This is a genomic window from Streptomyces sp. WM6378, assembly GCF_001279695.1.
In the GTDB taxonomy this organism is placed as follows: Bacteria; Actinomycetota; Actinomycetes; order Streptomycetales; family Streptomycetaceae; genus Streptomyces.
In genome coordinates, this window is sequence record NZ_LGDD01000290.1 from 18,651 (window position 1) to 38,337 (window position 19,687).

Annotated in this window: 9 protein-coding genes and 1 pseudogene; 1 reads left to right on the top strand and 9 read right to left on the bottom strand. The window is 71.9% G+C overall.

What is annotated here, in order from left to right; genetic code table 11:
* Window positions 1-57: 57 nt before the first annotated feature.
* From ADK54_RS22365 to ADK54_RS22385, 5 genes and pseudogenes are all read right to left on the bottom strand, one after another.
* Window positions 58-5,577: pseudogene (locus ADK54_RS22365) on the bottom strand (SDR family NAD(P)-dependent oxidoreductase); the annotation flags it as partial.
* A 45-nt stretch (window positions 5,578-5,622) separates the two neighbouring features.
* Entirely contained in the window at window positions 5,623-8,718 is a 3,096-nt protein-coding gene (locus ADK54_RS22370) for a type I polyketide synthase (protein WP_234392160.1), read from the bottom strand.
* Between the two features lie 52 nt (window positions 8,719-8,770).
* Window positions 8,771-9,508 carry a thioesterase II family protein gene (locus ADK54_RS22375; RefSeq protein ID WP_053727461.1) on the bottom strand — a complete coding sequence of 246 codons (738 nt, stop codon included), beginning with the start codon at window positions 9,506-9,508 and terminating at the stop codon, window positions 8,771-8,773.
* Window positions 9,505-10,755, bottom strand: a complete 1,251-nt coding sequence (locus ADK54_RS22380; RefSeq protein ID WP_053727462.1) for a cytochrome P450 — start codon at window positions 10,753-10,755, stop codon at window positions 9,505-9,507. Before ADK54_RS22380 ends, ADK54_RS22375 begins: the two co-directional genes overlap by 4 nt.
* Window positions 10,752-11,066: an acyl carrier protein gene (locus ADK54_RS22385; protein WP_053727463.1), complete on the bottom strand. Its 315-nt coding sequence runs from the start codon at window positions 11,064-11,066 to the stop codon at window positions 10,752-10,754. Before ADK54_RS22385 ends, ADK54_RS22380 begins: the two co-directional genes overlap by 4 nt.
* Window positions 11,067-11,464: 398 nt before the next feature.
* On the opposite strand from ADK54_RS22385, the gene ADK54_RS22390 reads away from it, so the two are divergent.
* The gene (locus ADK54_RS22390; protein ID WP_107090596.1) at window positions 11,465-12,976 is read left to right on the top strand and encodes an FAD-dependent monooxygenase; all 1,512 of its coding nucleotides are present in this window, start codon (window positions 11,465-11,467) and stop codon (window positions 12,974-12,976) included.
* Between the two features lie 262 nt (window positions 12,977-13,238).
* On the opposite strand, the gene ADK54_RS22395 is transcribed toward ADK54_RS22390, so the two are convergent.
* The 4 genes from ADK54_RS22395 to ADK54_RS22410 all read right to left on the bottom strand — a co-directional run bounded on the left by ADK54_RS22395 (window position 13,239) and on the right by ADK54_RS22410 (window position 19,679).
* The gene (locus tag ADK54_RS22395; protein ID WP_053727464.1) at window positions 13,239-14,003 is read right to left on the bottom strand and encodes an ABC transporter permease; all 765 of its coding nucleotides are present in this window, start codon (window positions 14,001-14,003) and stop codon (window positions 13,239-13,241) included.
* Window positions 14,000-14,953, bottom strand: coding sequence for an ATP-binding cassette domain-containing protein (locus tag ADK54_RS22400; RefSeq protein ID WP_053727465.1), 954 nt, complete (start codon window positions 14,951-14,953; stop codon window positions 14,000-14,002). Before ADK54_RS22400 ends, ADK54_RS22395 begins: the two co-directional genes overlap by 4 nt.
* 114 nt (window positions 14,954-15,067) lie before the next feature.
* Entirely contained in the window at window positions 15,068-15,787 is a 720-nt protein-coding gene (locus ADK54_RS22405) for a thioesterase II family protein (RefSeq protein WP_053727466.1), read from the bottom strand.
* Between the two features lie 79 nt (window positions 15,788-15,866).
* Window positions 15,867-19,679: a non-ribosomal peptide synthetase gene (locus ADK54_RS22410; protein ID WP_053727467.1), complete on the bottom strand. Its 3,813-nt coding sequence runs from the start codon at window positions 19,677-19,679 to the stop codon at window positions 15,867-15,869.
* Window positions 19,680-19,687 lie beyond the last annotated feature (8 nt).

A 19,687-nucleotide genomic window follows, 5' to 3' on the forward strand; every position in this document is an offset into this window, starting at 1 on the left:
AGTCCGCTTGAGGTAGTCAAGAACTTCGGCGTTGTTGTCGTTTGTCATCGCGCTCCCCTAGCCGAGCTCTTTGTCCAGCAGGGCGAGAAGGTCTCCCGCCGAGGCCGAACTGATCTGGTCGACGATGGCGACCGGAGAACCGGCGCTCACCAGCGAACGGACTCGGCCCTGCAGCGTGCCGAGCAGAGTGGAAATGGTGGTCTGGTCGTCCTCGGCGAGCTGGAGGAACGCGTCCTCAAGCCGGGCGCCCAGTACTTCGATCTCCTTGGCCAGGTGGTCGGCCGGAGATGGGGGTGTGGTCGATTCGGGTGTGATGCTCGCGGTCAGGAACCGCGCGAGGTCGCTCGGGTTCGGATGGTCGAAGACGAGCGTGGCGGGCAGCTTCAGGCCGGTCACCGCGGCCAGCTGTTTGCGCAGTTCCAGCGCCGTGAGCGAGTCGATCCCCAGCTTCCTGAACGTCGTGGCCGGGCCGATCTTCGTGGTGTCCGGGTGGCCGAGCACGATCGCGGTCTGCGTGCGGATCACGCCGAGCAGCGCCGCTTCGGCCTCGGCCGCGGGCAGCGACCTCAGCTGCTGCGCGAGGCCGGGGTCGGTGGACTCCCGGCCGATCCGGCCGGCCGGTCCCGCGGTGGCGCCGGTCAGAGCGCGCAGCAGTGGCGAGGCCGCGCCCGGTGCCGCGAGGTTGAGCCGCGCGGGCACCAGCACCGGCTCGTCCAGCGAGACCGCGAGGTCGAAGAGGGCGAGGCCCTCCTCGGACGCCATCGGCAGCACGCCCTGCCGTTGCAGGCGTACGACGTCGGTGTCGCCGATGTCGGCGACCATCTCGCTGCGTTCGGCCCAGAAGCCCCAGCACAGCGAGGTGGCCGGCAGTCCCTCGGCCCGGCGGGCCTGGGCGAGGCCGTTGAGGAATCCGTTGGCCGCCGCGTAGTTGGCCTGGCCCGCCGTGCCGAGCACGCTCGCGATCGAGGAGAACAGGACGAACGCGGACAGGTCCAGGTGCCGGGTCAGCTCGTGCAGGTGCCAGGCTCCGGCCGCCTTGGGTGCGAGGACCGTGTTCAGGCGGTCCTCGGTCATCGCCGCGACGACTCCGTCGGCGAGTACGCCCGCGCAGTGGATCACCGCGGTCAGCGGGTGCTCGGACCCGATGGCGGTGATCAGCGCCGAGACGGCGTCGCGGTCGGCGACGTCGCAGGACACGATCTCGACCCGGGCTCCCGCCGCGGTCAGTTCCTCCCGCAGCGCCGCCGCCTCCGGGGCGTTCGGGCCGCGCCTGCTGCTCAGGACCAGCCTGCGCACGCCGTGGCGCGCCACGAGGTGCCGGGCCAGCATCGCGCCCAGGCCGCTGGTGCCTCCCGTGATCAGCACCGTCCCGGATCCGAAAGCGGGACGTTCTTCCGCCCCGGGGGATCCGGGACCGGTCAACTCGCCCTGGGTGCGGGACAGTTCAGGAGTGGTCACCTCGCCGGAGCGGATCTTGAGCTGGGGTTCCGCGGTGTCGGCCGCCGCCGGTAGGCGGGCCCAGGATTCGGCCCGGCCGTCCGTGTCCACGAGCGTGAAGCGGTCCGGGTTCTCGGTCTGCGCGGTGCGCACGAATCCCCAGATCGCGGCGGCCGCGGGGTCGGTGCGGCGCACCTGGTCGTCGTGGACGGCGTCCCGCGTCACGATGACGAGGCGGGAGTCGGCGAACCGGTCGTCGCCGAGCCAGGCCCGCGTCCACCGCAGCACACGGCGGAGGCCGAGCTCGACGGCGGCGGCCGCGTCGGCGCCGTCCGCGCCGCTCAGGTCGGCGCGGGCGATGACGAGCGGGGGTATCCCGCCGTCGGCGGCGCCGAGTTGTTCGAGGTCGGCGAAGACGTCCGCGCCTTCGGCCAGGGCCGCGGGGACCGCCTCGGGTGCTCCCAGGACCGCGTACCGGAGCGGGCGTCCGGAGGGGACCGCGAGGGGGGCCCAGTCCACCTGGAACAGGGCGTCCTGGTGGTCGAAGCTCAGCGCGGTCAGCTGCGAGACGTCGGCGGGCCGCAGGCTCAGCGATGCGACGCCGCCGACGGGGGCTCCGTCCTGGTCCGCGAGGGTCACGGACAGTGTGTCGTCCCCCGCGGGCGCCAGCCGGACGCGCAGGACGGCCGGCTGGGCGGAGTCGACGCGCAGGCCCGTGCAGCGGAACGGCAGCCAGCCCTCGGGCCGGGCGTTGTCGACGAATGCGCCGAGGCCCACCGGCAGCAGCGCGGCGTGGAGCAGGGCGGGGTGGAGCCGGTAGCGGCCGCCCGCGCCGTCGGCGGCGGGCAGTTCGACCTCGGCGAAGAGGTCCTCGTCGCGGCGCCACACCTTGCGCAGACCGCGGAGCAGGGGCCCGTGGCCGTGTCCGAGGGCGGCCAGCCGGTCGTACTCGTCCTCGAAGGGCACCTCGGCCGCGCCCGCGGGGGGCCAGGCGGCGAGGCTTTCCTCGGCACGGGTGCGTCCGGTGTCGGACCCGACGACGCCGACGGCGTTGCGCGTCCACTCGGATTCGCCCTCGCCCCGGGAGTGCACGCCGACCACGCGCTTGCCGTCGACGACGACGCGGATCTCGCGGCCGGCCGTGCGGGACAGGACCAGCGGGGTTTCCAGGGTGAGTTCGTCGACGACGTCGCAGCCCGTCCTGCGGGCCGCCCACAGGGCCATCTCCAGGAGTACCGCGGCCGGCACGAGGACGGCGCCGTGGACGACGTGGTCGGCCAGCCACGGGTGGCGCTCGATGGAGAGGCGCCCGCTGCCCACCACGCCGCCGGTCTCCCCGTCGTCGGGCAGATCGATCACCGCGTCGAGCAGCGGGTGGTCCGACGTGCTCTCGCCGGTGGTCTCGTGGGGGGTGTTCAGCCAGTAGCGCTGCCGCTGGAAGGCGTACGTGGGCAGTTCGACCGCCGGGCCCTCCAGGGCCGGGAGCGCCGTCTGCCATCGCACCTCGACGCCTGCCACGAAGGCTTCGGCGGCCGACCGGTAGAAGCGCGCGAGGCCGCCCTCGCCGCGGCGCAGCGTGCCCACGGCGGCGGCCTCGACGCCCGCGCTGTCCAGGGTCTGTTCCACACCGATCGTCAGGACCGGGTGGGCGGACGCCTCGATGAAGGTGCGGAAGTCCTGGGCGGCCAGGGCCCGGGTCGCCTCCTCGAAGCGGACCGTGCCGCGCAGGTTGGTGTACCAGTACTCGGCGTCCATCACCGTCGTGTCCAGCCAGTCGGCGGTGACGGTCGAGAAGAACGGGACGTCGGCCGTACGCGGCTCAAGTCCGGCCAGTACCCGGCCCAGTTCGTCGTGGATGGCCTCCACGTGCCGGGAGTGCGAGGCGTAGTCCACCGGGACCCGGCGGGCTCGCACCTCGTCCGCGGCGCAGGCGGCCAGCAGTGCGTCGAGCTCGGCCACGTCGCCGGACACGACGACGGACGAAGGCCCGTTGACCGCCGCGACCGACAGGCCGTCCGTCAGACGCGCACGCACGTCCTCGACGGGGAGTGCGACCGACACCATGCCGCCGCGCCCGGACAGCGCCAGGATCGCCTTCGACCGGAGCGCCACCACCTTGGCGGCGTCCTCGACCGAGAGGGCGCCCGCGACACACGCCGCGGCGATCTCACCCTGCGAGTGGCCCACCACGGCCTCGGGCTCCACCCCGTACGAACGCCACACCTCGGCCAGCGAGACCATCACGGCCCACAGCACGGGCTGGACGACGTCGACCCGCTCCAGCGCGTCGGCGTCCCCGAGGACGTCGTGGAGGGACCAGTCGACGTACGGCGCCAGCGCGTCGGCGCACTCCCGCATCCGGCGCGCGAACACCGGTGAGGACTCCCACAGTTCGCGGCCCATCTCGACCCACTGCGAGCCCTGGCCGGGGAAGACGAACACGGTCCTGCCCGCCGGCTTCGCGACTCCGGACACCACGTCCGAGGAGCCGCTCCCGTCGCCCGTGGCCGCGGCGGTCAGGGCGGTGAGCAGTTCGTCGCGGCCGGCGCCGATGACCACCTGGCGGTGGTCGAAGAGCGAGCGCGTGGTCAGCAGGGCGTGGCCCACGCCTGCGAGCGGCAGGTCCGCGTCCGCGGCCAGATGGTCCCGCAGCCGCAGCGCCTGCTCGCGCAGTGCCTGCTCCGACCGCGCCGACAGCACCCACGGCACCGTCGTAGGGGCCGGGGCGTCCTGCGCCTCGGGGATCTCGGGGGCCTCGGGGGCCTGTTCGAGGATGAGGTGCGCGTTGGTGCCGCTGATCCCGAAGGCGGAGATGCCGGCCCGGCGGGGGCGTCCCGGCGCGCTGGTCCACTCGCGGGCCTCGGTCAGCAGTTCCACGGCTCCGGCCGACCAGTCCACGTGCGTCGAGGGGCGGTCCACGTGCAGCGTCCTGGGCAGCACGCCGTGCCGCATCGCCATGATCATCTTGATCATGGCGCCGACGCCCGCGGCCGCCTGGGTGTGGCCGATGTTCGACTTCAGGGAGCCCAGCCACAGCGGGCTCTTCGGGTCCCGGCCCTGGCCGTAGGTGGCAAGGAGGGCCTCGGCCTCCATGGGGTCGCCCAGCCTGGTGCCGGTCCCGTGCGCCTCGACCGCGTCCACGTCGTTCGTGTGCAGCCCGGCATCGGCCAGGGCCGCCGTGATGACCCGGCGCTGGGCCAGTTCGTTGGGCGCGGTCAGGCCGTTGGAGGCGCCGTCCTGGTTGGTGGCCGAGCCGCGGATCACGGCCCAGACACGGTGTCCGTTGCGCCGCGCGTCGGAGAGCCGCTCCAGGACGAGCACACCCGCGCCCTCGGAGAAGCCGGTGCCGTCCGCGGCGTCCGCGAACGCCTTGCACCGCGCGTCGTCCGACAGGCCGCCCTGCCGGCCGAGCTCCACGAGAAGTCCCGGGGTCGGCATGGTCGAGACGCCGCCGGCGAGCGCGAGGGTGCACTCCCCGGCACGCAGGGACCGCACGGCCTGGTGGACGGCGACGAGCGAGGAGGAGCACGCGGTGTCGGTCGACACCGCCGGGCCCTCCAGACCCAGCACGTACGCCACCCGGCCCGAGGCCACGCTGGTGTACGTGCCGGTGAGCGCGAAGCCCTCCACCTCGGCGGCGGCCCGGCCGCCCACCCTGGGGCCGTAGTCGACGGCGTAGAGCCCGGTGAACACTCCGGTCGCCGAGCCGCGCAGCGCGGCCGGGTCGATGCCCGCCCGCTCAAGGGCTTCCCACGTCGTCTCCAGCATCAGCCGCTGCTGCGGATCCATCGCCAGCGCCTCGCGCGGGCTGATGCCGAAGAACGGCGCGTCGAACTCCGCGAGATCGTGCAGGAACCCGCCGGAGCGCGTGTTGGTGCGTCCGGGTGCCTCGGGGTCCGGGTTGTACAGCGCCTCCAGGTCCCATCCGCGGTCCTGGGGGAAGTCGCTGATCGTGTCCACGCCGTCGGCCACGACGCCCCACAGACCCTCGGGGGACGTCACCCCGCCGGGGAAGCGACACCCCACACCGACGACCGCGATCGGTTCGCGTGCGGACTCCTCCAACTCGCGCACGCGGTCGCGCAGTTCCTGCGCGTCGCCGACGGCGCGTCGCAAGTAGGAACGGAGCTTGTCGACATCCTCCACCAGGGCCTCCCCCAAAAGTCGTTTGGACGAACGGTGTTGCTACACGTATCCGCGGTCGATCAATGCGTACAAATCGTCATCGCTGCGGATTTCCAGAACCTCTTCCTCCACCGCTTCCGGGGCATCGGGCTCCTCCGGCTCGACGAGGGAGAACAGGTGGCGGGCGAGCGCCTGCGGAGTGGGGTAGGTGAACGCGACGGTGGCCGGGAGCCGTACGCCGGCCGCTGCGGCGAGCCGGTTGCGCAGCGCCACCGCCATCGAGGAGTCGAACCCGAGGACCTTGAAGCTCTCGGTCGACCTCGCCTCCAGGTCGGCGCCCGTCAGATCCGCTTCCTTCGCGTTGAGCAGCGCCGCCACTTCGGCGCACACGAGCGTGAGGACCGCCGCTGGTGAGCCCAGGTCCGCGGCCGCGGCGCTCGCGCCCGGTCCGCCCGCCCGCTCGGCGGAGCCGTTCGCGGCAGGGCCGTCGTCGGGTGCCGTCAGCCAGTACCGCCGGCGCTGGAACGCGTACGTCGGCAGGGCGATCCGGCGCGGCCGGTCGGCGGCGAAGGCCGCCTCCCAGGTCACCGGTACGCCGCGCACGTACAGCTCGGCCAGCGACGCCAGGACCTTGCCCGCACCGCCGTCCTGCTTGCGCAGGGTGCCCACCACCACCGGTGAGGCGGCCAGCGCGTCGGCGGTCTCCTCGACCGCCACCTGGAGCACCGGATGCGGACTGATCTCGACGACCGTGCCGTGCCCCTGCTCGATGACACGGCTCATGGCCGCCTCGAACCGGACGGTTTCGCGCAGGTTGCGGAACCAGTAGGCCGTGTCAAGGCGCGCCGGGTCGATCAGGTCGCCGGTCACCGTCGAGTAGATCGGTACCTGCGCGGGCATGGGGGTGATCTCGCCGAGCCCGGCCGTGAGCCGCTCCTCGAACTGGTCGAGCAGCGGCGAGTGCCCGGGAACGTTCGACTTGATCAGCCGCGCGCGGGCCCCCTGGGCCTCGCAGGCCGCGACCAGTTCCTCGACGGCCGAGGTCTCGCCCGAGACGGTGGTCGAGTTCGGTCCGTTGACCGCGGCGATCCCGACCCGGGAGCCCCACGTGCCGAGCAGCTCCCGCACCCGGTGTTCGGGCAGCAGGATGCCTGCCATGCTGCCCTGCCCGGCGACCGTCGCCAGCAGGCGGGACCGCAGGGCCACGATCTTGGCCGCGTCCGCGAGGGTCAGGGCGCCCGCGTCGTAGGCCGCGGCGATCTCGCCCTGGGAGTGGCCGATCACCGCGTCCGGGGTCACCCCCAGCGAACGCCACACCCGCGCCAGCGACACCAGCATCGCGAACAGCGCCGGCTGGACGACGTCGGTCCGCTCCAGCGACGCGGCCGATTCGGCGCCGGTCACCACGTCCACCAGGGACCAGTCCACCCACGGCGCCAGAGCCTCGGCGCACTCGTCGATCGAGCGCGCGAAAACCTCCGACTCCGCGTACAGCTGCTTGCCCATGCCGAGCCACTGCGAGCCCTGGCCGGGGAACACGAAGACGACCGGGCCGGCTCCCGCGGTGGCGCTCCCGCGGACCACCTTCGGCGAGTCGGCGCCCGCGGCCAGCAGTTCGAGGGCGGCCAGCGACTCCTCGCGGTCACCGCCGAGCACGACCGCCCGGTGGTCGAACGAGGAGCGGGTCGAGGCCAGCGAGTGCCCCACGTCGGCCGCCGACAGCGACGCGTCCGCGGCCACGCGGTCGCGCAGCCGTGCCGCCTGCTCGCGCAGGGCCGGCTCCGAGTGCGCGGACAGGACCCACGGCAGTACCCGGGGAGCGTCCGCAGAGCTCGCGTCCTCGCCCGCGGCACCGGGAAGCGTCCGCTCCCGGGGGGCCTGTTCGAGGATCACGTGCGCGTTGGTGCCGCCCATGCCGAACGCCGACACCCCGGCGCGGCGCGGCCGGCCGGGCTCGCCCGGCCAGGGCCGCGCGGCCCGGACGACCTCGAAGTCCCGGTGGAATTCGGGGATGTCGGGGTTCGGGGAGCGGAAGTTGAGGCTCGGCACCAGGTGGGCGCGGTCCACGCAGAGCGCCGCCTTCACGAAGCCGACCATGCCCGCGGCTGGCTCCAGGTGCCCGACGTTCGTCTTCGCCGAGCCGACGACCAGGGGACGGCCGCGGCCGGTCGCCCCGAACACCTCGCGCAGACCGGCTATTTCGGCCGGGTCGCCCATGCGGGTGCCGGTGCCGTGGGCCTCCACGTAGTCGACGCTGTCGAAGTCGACGGCCGCGCTGTCGAGCGCGGCAAGCACGGCCGCCGCCTGACCGCTGGGGCTGGGGTCGGGCATCCGGGTGGACGCGCCACCGCTGCCGACGCCCCAGCCGCGCACCACGGCGTAGATGTGGTCGCCGTCGGCGACGGCGAGGTCGAGCCGCTTCAGGACGACGAACGCGCCGCCCTCGCCGCGGGCGAAGCCGCTGGCCCGCTCGTCGAAGGTGAAGCAGCGCCCGTCGGGCGACAGGGCGCCCAGGTTCGCCAGGGCGGCTCCCGCCGCCGGGTCGGCGATCAGGTGCACGCCGCCCGCGATCGCCATGTCGACCGCGCCGCTGCGGATGCGTTCGCAGGTCAGCGCCAGCGACACCAGGGAGGACGACTGGCCCGAGTCCGCGCAGAAGCTCATGCCGCGGACGTCGAAGAGGCTGGAGATCCGGTTGGCGATCAGCGCGCCGTTCGTGCCGAGCGCGGCGTAGTGGTCGTCCTGGTCGCTGCCGGACAGCTTGCGCAGCAGCTCGTACCCGGAGGGCGCGGTGCCCACCACGACGTCGATCTCGCGGCCCGCGAGCGCGCTCGCCGGGACCCGGGCGTCCTCGACGGCCTCCCAGGCGAGTTCGAGTCCCAGCCGCTGCACGGGATCCATGGCGGCCGTCTCCGCCGGGCCCGTGCCGAAGAACTCCGCGTCGAACGTGTCGATGGAGTCGAGGAACGAGCCCGTGTTCAAGGTGGCGGCGTCCGGGTGGGACAGGTGGTTGGAGTCGGCCGCCCGGCGCTCGGGGAACTGTCCGACGGTCGACTCCCCGTCGGACAGCAAGCGCCAGAACGCGTCCAGGTCGTGCACACCGGGAAAGCGGCACGCCATCCCGATGACGGCGATGCCGGCGGCTGCGCCACTCATACGAATTCCTTCCGGTTCCCTCGGCATAGGGCTCTTGGGGGCGGCACCGCTTTCACCGCCGGCGGGTCAACAGGGCGAGCAGTTCGTCCGGCGCGTCCATGAAGTCGTAGTGGCCGCCCTCGACCACCTGGATCTCGACCGCATCCGAGTACTGCCGCCACCCCTGGAGTTCTTCGAGGCTGACGTCCGGGTCGTCGCGCCAGTGCAGGACGACGACGGGGCAGTCCACCTTGACCGGCTCCGGCCGCCGGTAGGCGCCCGCGGCGGCGTGGTCGCGGAGCAGCACGTACATGCCCAGGTCGATCATGTCCGGCCGGGGCTCGATCCCGCGGCCGCGGATGAACGACTCCAGCTCGGCGCGCAGTTCGGGCTCGGTCATGGTGAGCATCCGGTCGCGCGAGGCGTCGTGCGGGGCCGGCTGGCCCGACACGAACAGGCGCTCCGGGCCGGGCAGGCCGCGCTCGGCGAGCCGCAGCACGGTCTCGTACGCGGGCATGGCGCCCGCGCAGTGCGCGAACAGCGCGTACGGCCGGTCCAGGAGCGGCTCCAGCTCGTCGGCCAGGCTGTCGGCCAGGTTCTCGTAGGTGCCGTAGTGGGGGTGGGCAAGCCGGTTCTCGCGGCCGGGGAACTGCACCGGGCAGACCTCGGCGTCGCCGATCGCGGCGGGCCAGGCGCTGAAGGCCGAGGCCCCGGACCCGGAGAAGGGCAGGCAGAAGAGCCGGGCCGGGTGGTCGTCGGACAGCGGCCGGACGAACCACGGCGAGGGGGCGATGGTGGAGCCGGTTGTCATGGCGTGTGTCGTTTCTTGCCGAGGACGGGGAGGTGGGTCATCCCGGCGATGAAGTACGAGCGCAGGTGCTCCGGTTCGCCGGCGAGCTCGATCGATTCGAAGCGCTGGAGCAGCTCCTCGAAGAAGATGCGCAGCGTCATCCGGGCCAGCGGCGCGCCGATGCAGAAGTGCGTGCCGAAGCCGAACGCGGCCTGGCGCTTGGCACCGGCCCGGGTGATGTCGAAGGTGTGCGGGTCGGGGAAGAGGGACTCGTCCCGGTTGGCCGATCCGATCCACGCCACGACCGCGCCGCGGGCCGGGATGGTGCCCCCGGCGATCTCGACGTCGTCCACCGCGTACCGCATGAAGTTGCAGGCGGCCGACGTCCAGCGCAGCCCTTCCTCGACTAGGCCCGGGACCAGCGTCAGGTCGGCCGCCGCCTTGTCGAACTGCTCGGGCCGCTCGATGAGCGCCTGCACGGTGCCGGAGACGGTGTGCGGCGTCGTCACGTTGGCGCCGAGCAGGATGCTGTAGCCGTCGAGGGCGATCTCCTCGTCGCTCAGCGCCTCGCCGCCCGGGCGCACGCTCATGAGGTGGTGGAGCAGGCTCTCGCCCTCTTCACCGGTCGCCCGCCGGGTCTTGACCCATTCCTTGACGTAGGTGACGAGCTCGTGGTGGGAGATGGCCAGGGTCGCGGCTTCGCTGCCCAGCTGGAAGTGCGGGTCCGAGGGAGCCGTCACCATCGCGGTCAGCTGGACGAGTTCCGCCCAGTCCTGCTCCGGGATGCCGAGGAGCGGGCCGGTGACCATCGCCGGCAGGAGCAGCGCCTTCTCGGCGAGGTCGAAGACCTCACCGTCGAGCGCGGGCTCCAGGAAGCGCACGACCGTGGCGCGGATCGAGTCCTCCCAGGACTTCACCGCCCGCGCCGTGAGCTTGGCGCCGAGCGGCCGGCGGACCTCGGTGTGCCGCGGCGGGTCGGTGGACGTCATCAGCACGCCGGCCGCGACGTCGTCCGTCCCGAGGTGGGTGGGGACCGTGCCGCGTTCCGAGGTGAACTCGCGGTGGTTCGCGAGCACGCGGTGGACGTCCTCGTAGCGGGTCACCGACCAGAACTCGCGTCCGTCCGGCAGGACTTGGTGGTGCAGCGGCGCCTTGGCCCGCATCACGTCCCAGATCGGGTGCGGATCGCCCGAGGTGTAGAGGTCGAGGTCGAACAGGTTGATGCCGTCGAGGTCGATGTCGCGCCCGGGACCAGGCGTCAGCCTCACGCCGCCGCCCTCCCCTGCGCGACCAGCTCGGCGACTCGGACCGGGGTCTGCGCCAGGTAGAAGTCGCGCACCGACAGCTGGACTCCGTAGTCCTCCGCCACCTGCTCGATGATCTTGATTCCGGTCAGCGAATTACCGCCGATCCCGAAGAAGTCGGCGTCCACCGCGACCTCGCCGAGGTTGAGGTGGTGAGCCCACAGCTGCGCGATTTCCTGCGCCAGCGACACCGGCGCGCCCGAGGGCGCGTCCTGCCGCTGCGACGTCTCGTCCTGTCCACCTCGCGGGTGAAGCACCTGCGGCGACGATTCCATTGCCAGTCTTTCCTTCCTCCGCCGACCGGGAATCCCGTTCGCGTCCCTTTAGGCCCTTCTCGGGGCCACCACCGCCATGACGACCGCTGGGGAACTTTTTACGCAGTCCCGCCGGCGAGACAAATTCTCTGAATGGCCGAATGGAGTGTCGCCCGAATTCGGATCCGCGCACACCGCAGGTGCGGTGCGACGGTGCTCGGCGGCCGGTGGGGTTGAGCGCCGACCGGCGAACCTGCACGCCGGCGCCGCCGCGGCATTCGGCGTGTCCCGCCGGCGGGACAGGCGGGTTCGACCCGCCCCGCCCCGGCCCCGGCGTTCCTTGACCGGCCGTTCCACGTTCGGTGAACGTGGGGGTGGTTCAAGGACGTTAGAGGTTCAGTGGAGCGAGGGGGAACGACGTGGGGCACAGCGGCATCGATACGGACGTGGTGATCGCGGGCGCCGGGCCGACAGGCCTGATGCTCGCCTGTGAGCTGCGGCTGGCGGGCGTCGACGTGGTGGTGGTCGAGCGGCTCGCGGAACGGACGGGCGAGTCGCGCGCCGGCGGAATACATTCCCGCACCCTTGAGGTGCTGGACCAGCGCGGAATTCTGGATCGCTTTCTCGCGGCCGGTGAACTGCAGCCGGTGGGTCATTTCTCCGGTCTTTATCTAGAGTTCGACGAGTCGGAGTCAAGGCACCCCTACCCGCTGATGATCCTGCAGTCCGCCATCGAGCGGCTCCTGGAGGAGCGGGCCGCCGAACTCGGCGTGCGGGTGCTCCGGTCGTCCGAGGTGCGCGGAGTGCACCAGGACGAGGCGGGCGTGACGGTCGAACTGGGTACGGCGCTGACGTCGCCCGCGACGCTGCGCGCCCGCTACCTCGTGGGCTGCGACGGCGGCCGCAGCACCGTGCGCAAGCTGGCGGGCTTCGACTTCCCCGGCACCGCGGCGACGATGACCGCGCTGATCGGCGACGTCGAACTCCCCGAGCTGACCGAGGACTACATCTGGGTGCGGCGCTGCGCGGGCGGTGACTTCTCGGCGATCGCCTTCGAGCCGGGCTGGTTCCGGGTGATCACCTCCGAGTACGACCGCGTCGTGGACCGCGACGAACCCGTGACGTTCGAGCAGCTCCGGGAGTCGCTGGTCAGGCTGGCGGGCACCGACTACGGCATGCACAGCCCGCGCTGGGTGTCCCGGTTCAACGACGCCGCGCGACAGGCCGCGCAGTACCGGCAGGGCCGGGTGCTGCTCGCGGGCGACGCGGCGCACATCCACTTCCCGGCCGGCGGGCAGGGCCTGAACATGGGCGTGCAGGACGCCGTCAACCTGGGTTGGAAGCTCGCCTCGGTCGTGCGCGGCCAGGCGCCGGAGAGCCTGCTGGACAGCTACCACGACGAGCGCCACCCCGTCGGGGAGCGCGTACTGGACAACACCCGGGCGCAGTCGGCCCTGGCCCGGCCCGGCGCGCAGACGGACGCGCTGCGCGAGGTGTTCGGCTCGCTCATGGTGTTCGACGACGTCAACCGGTACCTGCGCGGCATGCTGACCGCGCTGGACATCCGCTACCCGATCGACGGCGACCACCCGCTGGTGGGCCGCCGGGTCCCCGACGCCGACCTCAAGACGACCGGCGACGCCACCCGCGTCTACGAGCTGCTGCACGCCGGGCGTCCGGTCCTGCTCGACCTGGGCGGCGGCGCGGAGGTCGCGGCGGCCGCCGCGGGCTGGGCCGATCGCGTCGACGTCGTCGAGGCGCGCGCCGAGGACGACTTCTGGACCGTGCCGGCCATGGGCGAGATCCCCGCTCCCACCGCGCTCCTCGTCCGCCCCGACGGCCATGTCGCCTGGGCGGCCGCGGATACGCCCGACACCTCCGCGCTCCGCGGTGCCCTCACCACCTGGTGCGGCCCCGCCGCACAGGGGTGAGACACCCCCAACTACCGGCTCGCGAGCCGGTGTTGGCAGTTGGGGGGCTCGCACGACGGCGGCCGTCAGGACCTGTAGTGGTCCTGGCGGCCGCCGTCGTCGTACCCGCCGAAGCCACAGCGGCGGGTACGGAGGGGACTTCGAGCTCCCTTCGGCGGACAGCGCGGAGCCGCCTCGGCGCGGCTGGCCGAGGCGGCTCGGGAGGGGGCTGGGGCCGGCCGGTCGGGCCGGCCGATGTCACGCGGGTGTCCTGACGTCGGAGTCAGGCCCGCTTCTTGAAGGTGGAGACCGCCCACACGTACCCGACGAGCGCGAGCCCGAGGGACCAGGCGACGGCCGCGATCGCGTCGCCGCTCGACGGGTTGTGGCCCGCGAGGAGTCCGCGCAGCGTCTCGATGATCGGCGTGAAGGGCTGGTACTCGGCGAACTGCCGCACGCCGGTGCCCATGGTGTCGGCGGGCACGAACGCGCTGCTCAGGAACGGCAGCATGATCAGCGGCACGGTGGCCAGACCCGCCGACTCGACGGTCTTGGCGCCCAGGCCCATGGCGACGGTGAGCCAGCTGGTCGCGAAGGCGAGCAGCAGCATGATGCCGATCGCGCCGAGCCACTGCACGAAGTTGGCATGCGGGCGGAAGCCCATGGCGAAGCCGACGGCGATGATGGCCGTGTCCGCGATCAGTGCGCGCACCGTCGTGGCGACGACATGACCGGCGAGGACCGCGCCGTGCGAGACGTCCATGGTCTTGAACCGGTTGATGATGCCCTTCGTCATGTCGCCGTTCACGGCCGCCGCGGTCGGGCCGAGCCCGTAGGTGATGGCCATGACGATCAGGCCGGGCACCGCGTAGTCGACGTATTCGCCCTGGACCTTGAAGGCGCCGCCGAAGACGTAGACGAACATGAGCATCAGGACGATGGGGAACAGGACCGCGTTGAACACCGTGACCGGATTGCGGAGCGTGTGCTTGAAGTTGCGGCGCAGCATGATCGTCGAGTCGCCGAACGACGTGGAGACGGTGCTCATCGCGCGATCGCCTCCTTGCTGGTGTGCTCCGTGTTCGCACGCCCGGTCAGGGCGAGGAAGACGTCGTCGAGGTCCGGTGTGTGCACGGAGAACTCCTGGGCGTTGATCATGTGGTCGTCGAGCCGGCTCAGCAGGGCCAGCAGCGACCTCGACTCACCGTCGCTGGGCACCCGCAGGGTCAGCTCCTGGTCGTCCCGGGTGGCCCCGGTCAGGACCCGCGCCGCCGTGTCGAGTTCGTACAGGTCGGTGAAGCGCAGCCGCACGTGGGTGCCGGGGATCCGGCGCTTGAGCTCCTCGGGGGTGCCCTGGGCGACCAGGCTGCCCTGGTTGAGCACCGCGATCTGGTCGGCGAGCTGGTCGGCTTCCTCCAGGTACTGGGTGGTGAGGAAGATGGTGGTGCCGTCGGCCACCAGCTCGCGGACGATCCCCCACATCGTGCGCCGGCTGCGCGGGTCGAGACCCGTCGTCGGCTCGTCCAGGAAGATGATCTGCGGGTTGCCGACCAGCGTCATCGCCAGGTCCAGCTTGCGGCGCATACCGCCGGAGTAGGTCGACGCCATCTTGTCCGCCGACTCCACCAGGTCGAACTGCTCAAGCAGCCGCGTGACCACCTGGTTGCCGGAGCGCACGCGCTTCAGGTCCGCCATCAGCTGCAGGTTCTCCCGGCCCGACAGCAGCTCGTCCACCGCGGCGAACTGGCCGGTCACGCCGATGGCCGCGCGCACCTGCTTGGTCGCGGTCACCACGTCGTGCCCGGCGACGCTCACCGTGCCGGCGTCGGCCTTCATCAACGTCGTCAGGACGTTGACCGTCGTCGTCTTGCCGGCCCCGTTCGGGCCGAGCAGGGAGAAGATCGATCCTGCGGCGACATCGAAGTCGATGCCGTCGAGCACGACCTTGTCCCCATATGCCTTGCGCAGCCCTGAAACTGCGATCGCCGAAGTTCTCATGCCTCCACCTTCTTCATCGGGCCTGTCGCCCACCTGTCACACCCCTGACACCGCGCTCGACCGCATCGCTCCCGGCCGGCGCGGCGCCCCTCCGGTCGGCGACCGGCCCCCGCACTAGCGCGAGCGGGTGGCCTGTGCCTCGATCACGTCCAGCACCTCGCGGCCCGCGTCGACCAGGTACATGTGGTCGCCGGGGAACTCCACATAGGTGAAGTCGGCCGTGGTCGCCGCCTGCCACTGCTGTGCCTCTTCGGCGGTGACCAGACCGTCGACGCTGCCGCGCAGCGAGCAGATCGGCACCGACACCGGCACGTCGGTGCTCGGCACATAGCTCTCGTGCATCTCGCAGTCGGCCTGCAGGGTGGGGAGGATCAGTTCCCGCATCTCCGGGTGGTCGAGGGCCTCGTGCCGGAACCCCGCGAACTCCTCGACCCTGGCGAGGAATTCCTCGTCCGGGAGCCCCGCCGCCCGCCGCTCGCGCTGGGTCCAGGGACCCGGCGAACCGCTGACGACGAGCCGCTCGACGTGCACGCCGCGCTCGGTCAGCAGGTGCACCAGCTCGTAGGCGAGCACCGCGCCCAGGCTGTGCCCGAACAGCACGGTGCGGGCCCCTTCGCCGAGCTCCGCGACGACGTCGTCGACCGAGCCCTTGGCCGCCTCGAAGACGTTGCGGTACGGCTCCTCCAGGATCCGCCGCTCCCTGCCCGGCAGTTCGACCGAGGCCAGCCGCCACCGGTCTCCGGCCAGGTCCCGCCACGGGTGGAAGAACGAAGGACCCGCTCCCGCGAACGGCACGCACAACAGCGTTGCCTGGTCCCCGTGTTCCTCGGACATGCCGGGCTCTGTCACCCCGACCAACCCCAATCATCCATTCGACGGTTCGTTGCACTGGCTCCGGGCATCCGGATGCGGCTCACGCCAGGTCCGCCAGCTTGCGGTTGAGGACCTCGAAGACCTCGGCCACGGGGCCGGGCAGGTTCATCTCGTGGTGCGTGGCGGCCACGTCGTGTTCCTCGATGGTGCCGAGGATGTACGGCTTCCACAGGTGGGCGTACATCTCGTCCTTGAGCGTCGCGTGGAAGAACACCACGTCGCCGCGGTAGACCGGCGATTCCCAATCCATCATGAGGTTCGTGTTGTTGGCGAGGACCTTGGACATGTTGTCCAGGAAGTCCTGCTGGTTCCCGGTGCCGATGTACTGGCCGAAGAAGTCCTCCAGCTCGTCCCGGTAGTCGTCCACCGTCTTGTTGCGGTGGATCTCCGACCATCCCTGGCCGCCGGGCTGGGAGTCCAGGATGGCCGTGATGGCGATCTCGTGGCCGCGCCGGTCGAGTCCCTCCGCGATGGCCTGTACGAGTGTGCCGCCGTAGGACCAGCCCACCAGGTTGAAGGGGCCTTCCGGCTGGACCTTCAGCATCTCCTCGATGAAGTGGTCGACCATCTCGTCGACGGACTCCACCAGCGGGGCGGTGCCGTCGGCGCCGCGGGACTGCAGGGCGTAGGCCTGACGGTCCTTCACGTGCGTCACGAAGCTGAAGTACGCCCAGCCCAGGCCGCCTCCGCCGTGGAAGAACCACAGCGGCTTCTTGCCGGTGCCGGGGTCGCTGTTCAGCGGCAGGACGACGCCGAACGGGTTGGCGACCTCGTCGGGGACGGCGCCGGCGAGCAGCAGCGCGGCCAGCTCGGCCACCGTGGGAAACTTGATGATCGTCCTGAGCGGCAGGTCGACCTCGAACTCCTTGCGGATGCGGACGCTGAGCCGGGTGGCCAGGAGCGAGTGGCCGCCGAGCGCGAAGAAGTCGTCGTCGACACCGACGTGTTCCTTGTCGAGCAGTTCGCGGAAGACGGCGCACAGCTTCTCCTCGAAGGAGTTGCGCGGCGCCTGGCCGGTCACGGCGGGGGTGTGCTCCGACGGCAGTGCCTGGCGGTCGAGCTTGCCGTTCGGCGTCAGCGGGATCTGTGCGAGCGGAATCAGCGAGGACGGCACCATGTACTCGGGCAGCCGGCCGCGCAGGTGCTCGGACAGCTCGGCGAGCAGGTCGTCGGCGGGAGCCTCGGCACCGGCCTCGGGCACGACGTAGCCGACGATGCGCTTGTCGCCCTGCTGGTTCTCGCGCACCACGACCGCCGCCTGCGCCACTCCGGGGTGCCCGGCCAGCACGTGCTCGATCTCGCCCAGTTCGATCCGGAAGCCGCGGACCTTCACCTGGTGGTCGGTGCGCGCGAGGTACTCCAGGTGGCCTTCCTTGTTCCACCGCACCAGGTCTCCGGTGCGGTACATCCGCGTGCCGGCCGGGCCGAACGGGCTCGCCACGAACCGCTCGGCGGTCAGCTCCGGCCGGTCCTGGTAGCCGCGGGCCACTCCGGCGCCGGCGATGTACAGCTCGCCCTGCACGCCGCGTGGCACCGGGTGCAGCCGCGCGTCGAGCACGTACACCTGGGTGTTCCCGATCGGGGAGCCGATCGCGACGCCCGCGCCCGCCTTCACGGGTGCCATGGTCGACCAGGTCGTCGTCTCGGACGGGCCGTACCAGTTGCCCACTTCGGCGGCCTGCTCGGCCAGCGTCTCGGCCAGCCGGACCGGCACGGCCTCCGCGCCGGTGATGATCCGCAGGCCCTTCGCGGCCTGCGGCTCGTGGGTGAGCAGCAGCTGCCAGAAGCCGGGCGTGGCCTGCACCACGGTGACCTCGTGGCGGCGCAGCAGCTCCACCATGGCCGACGGGTCGGTGACGGTGTCCTTCTGCGCCAGGACCATCGTCGCGCCGCAGACGAAGGGGAGGTACAGCTCGGTGTTGGCCATGTCGAACGACACGGTCGTGCTGAACAGCATCCGGTCGGACGCCGACAGGGGGAACCGGCGCCGCGTCGCGGCCAGGAAGTTGGCCACCGCGCCGCGCGGGATCGTCACGCCCTTGGGGGTGCCCGTCGAGCCCGAGGTGTAGATGACGTACTGGGTGTTCTCCGGGCGGACGGCCACCTCGGGCGCCGAGTCCGGGTAGTTCGCGTAGTCGGCGGCGTCCAGCGTGTCGGCGTCGAGCACCAGCGCGGGCTTGGCCTGGTCGAGGACGAAGTCGATCCGGGAGCGCGGGTGGTCGGGGTCGATCGGCACGTAGGCTCCGCCGGACTTCAGCACCGCGAGCAGCGCCACCAGCAGGTTCACGGTGCGGGGCAGGCAGACGGCGACCAGCGACTCGGGGCCCACACCGCGGTCGGCCAGCCAGTGCGCCAGCCGGTTCGAGCGCGCCTCCAGCTCCCGGTAGGTGAGCGACTCCTGCTCGGAGATGATGGCGAGGGCCTCCGGGACCGCCTCGGCCTGGCGGCGCACGGCCGCCACGAGCCCGCCCTCCAGGGTCGGCTCCGCGGTGTCGTTGACGTCCTCGACGAGCTGCTCGCGCTCGCCGGCGATCAGCACGTCGACGTCGCCGACGGGCACGTCCGGGTTGGCGGCCAGCTGCTCAAGAACCCGCGCGTAGCGGGCGGCCATGTCCTGCATGGTGTCCCGGTCGAACAGCTGGGTCGCGTACGAGATGTCGCCCCGCAGCGCCCCCGACTCGTCCGTGGTCATGCTGAAGAACACGTCGACCTGGGTGGTCGCCAGGAGGGCCTGGCGGTACTCGACGTCGAGCCCGGCGAGTTCGAGGGACCACTTCTCGGTGTTCTGCCAGCCGCACATCACCTGGAAGAACGGCCGGTACGCGGCCGAGCGGTCGGGGTTGAGCTGCTCGACCAGCACCTCGAACGGGACGTCCTGGTGCTCGTAGGCCGTCAGCGCCTTGTTGCGCACCTGGGCGAGCAGGTCGGCGAACGTCGGGTCGCCGGACAGGTCCATGCGGATGACCAGGTTGTTGACGAAGCAGCCGATCAGGTCGTTGAGGGCCTCGTCGGTCCGGCCGGCGATCGGGGTCCCGATCGGGATGTCCTCGCCGCCGCCGAGCTTGCTGAGGAGCACTCCGAGTGCGGCCTGCATGACCATCGACATGGTCAGACCGCGCCCGTCGGCCAGCTTCTGCAGGCCGGTCATCACCTCGGCGGCCACCGGGATGGCGACCGCGTCGCCGTCCGTGCTCGTCTCCACCGAACGCGGGCGGTCCAGCGGCAGGTTGAGCGGCTGCGGCACCCCGTCCAGTTCCTTGCGCCAGTACTCGACCTGCTGCGCGCCGAGGCTGCCCGGGTCGGCCAGGTCGCCGAGCACCTCGCGCTGCCACATCGTGAAGTCCTTGTACTGCACGGGCAGCGGCTCCCACTGCGGCGCGCGGCCGTCGAGGCGGGCGTTGTAGGCCGCGGCCAGGTCACGCGCGAGGGGCGCGCCGGAGCTGCCGTCCGAGGCGATGTGGTGGATGACCAGGACCAGGACGTGCTCCTGGGGTCCGGAGCGCAACAGGCGCGCCCGCAGCGGGATTTCGGCCGTCAGGTCGAACCAGTGGGCGACGGCCTCGTCGACCGCGGCCGACTCGCTCTCGGGCGTCACCTCGACCACCGGCACCCGCACCTGCTCCCACGCGTCCGCCATCGGCAGGATCTGCTGGTAGGGCTCACCGTCGTCGTCCGTCAGATACGTGGTGCGAAGGATCTCGTGCCGCTCGACGACGTCGCGGAGCGCGGCGACCAGGGCGGCCTCGTCCAGGTGGCCGGTCAGCCGGAACGCCGCCGAGATGTTCCAGGTCTCCGCACCCTCCAGCTGGTGCAGGAACCACGTACGACGTTGCACAAAGGACAGCGGAATCATTGCTTCAC

Bases quoted from the DNA above. Each gene is read 5' to 3' on its own strand.
- ADK54_RS22370 (WP_234392160.1), bottom strand. From the start codon at position 8,718: ATGAGTGGCGCAGCCGCCGGCATCGCCGTCATCGGGATGGCGTGCCGC.
- ADK54_RS22375 (WP_053727461.1), bottom strand. From the start codon at position 9,508: ATGACAACCGGCTCCACCATCGCCCCCTCGCCGTGGTTCGTCCGGCCG.
- ADK54_RS22385 (WP_053727463.1), bottom strand. From the start codon at position 11,066: ATGGAATCGTCGCCGCAGGTGCTTCACCCGCGAGGTGGACAGGACGAG.
- ADK54_RS22395 (WP_053727464.1), bottom strand. From the start codon at position 14,003: ATGAGCACCGTCTCCACGTCGTTCGGCGACTCGACGATCATGCTGCGC.
- ADK54_RS22400 (WP_053727465.1), bottom strand. From the start codon at position 14,953: ATGAGAACTTCGGCGATCGCAGTTTCAGGGCTGCGCAAGGCATATGGG.
- ADK54_RS22405 (WP_053727466.1), bottom strand. From the start codon at position 15,787: ATGTCCGAGGAACACGGGGACCAGGCAACGCTGTTGTGCGTGCCGTTC.
- ADK54_RS22410 (WP_053727467.1), bottom strand. From the start codon at position 19,679: ATGATTCCGCTGTCCTTTGTGCAACGTCGTACGTGGTTCCTGCACCAG.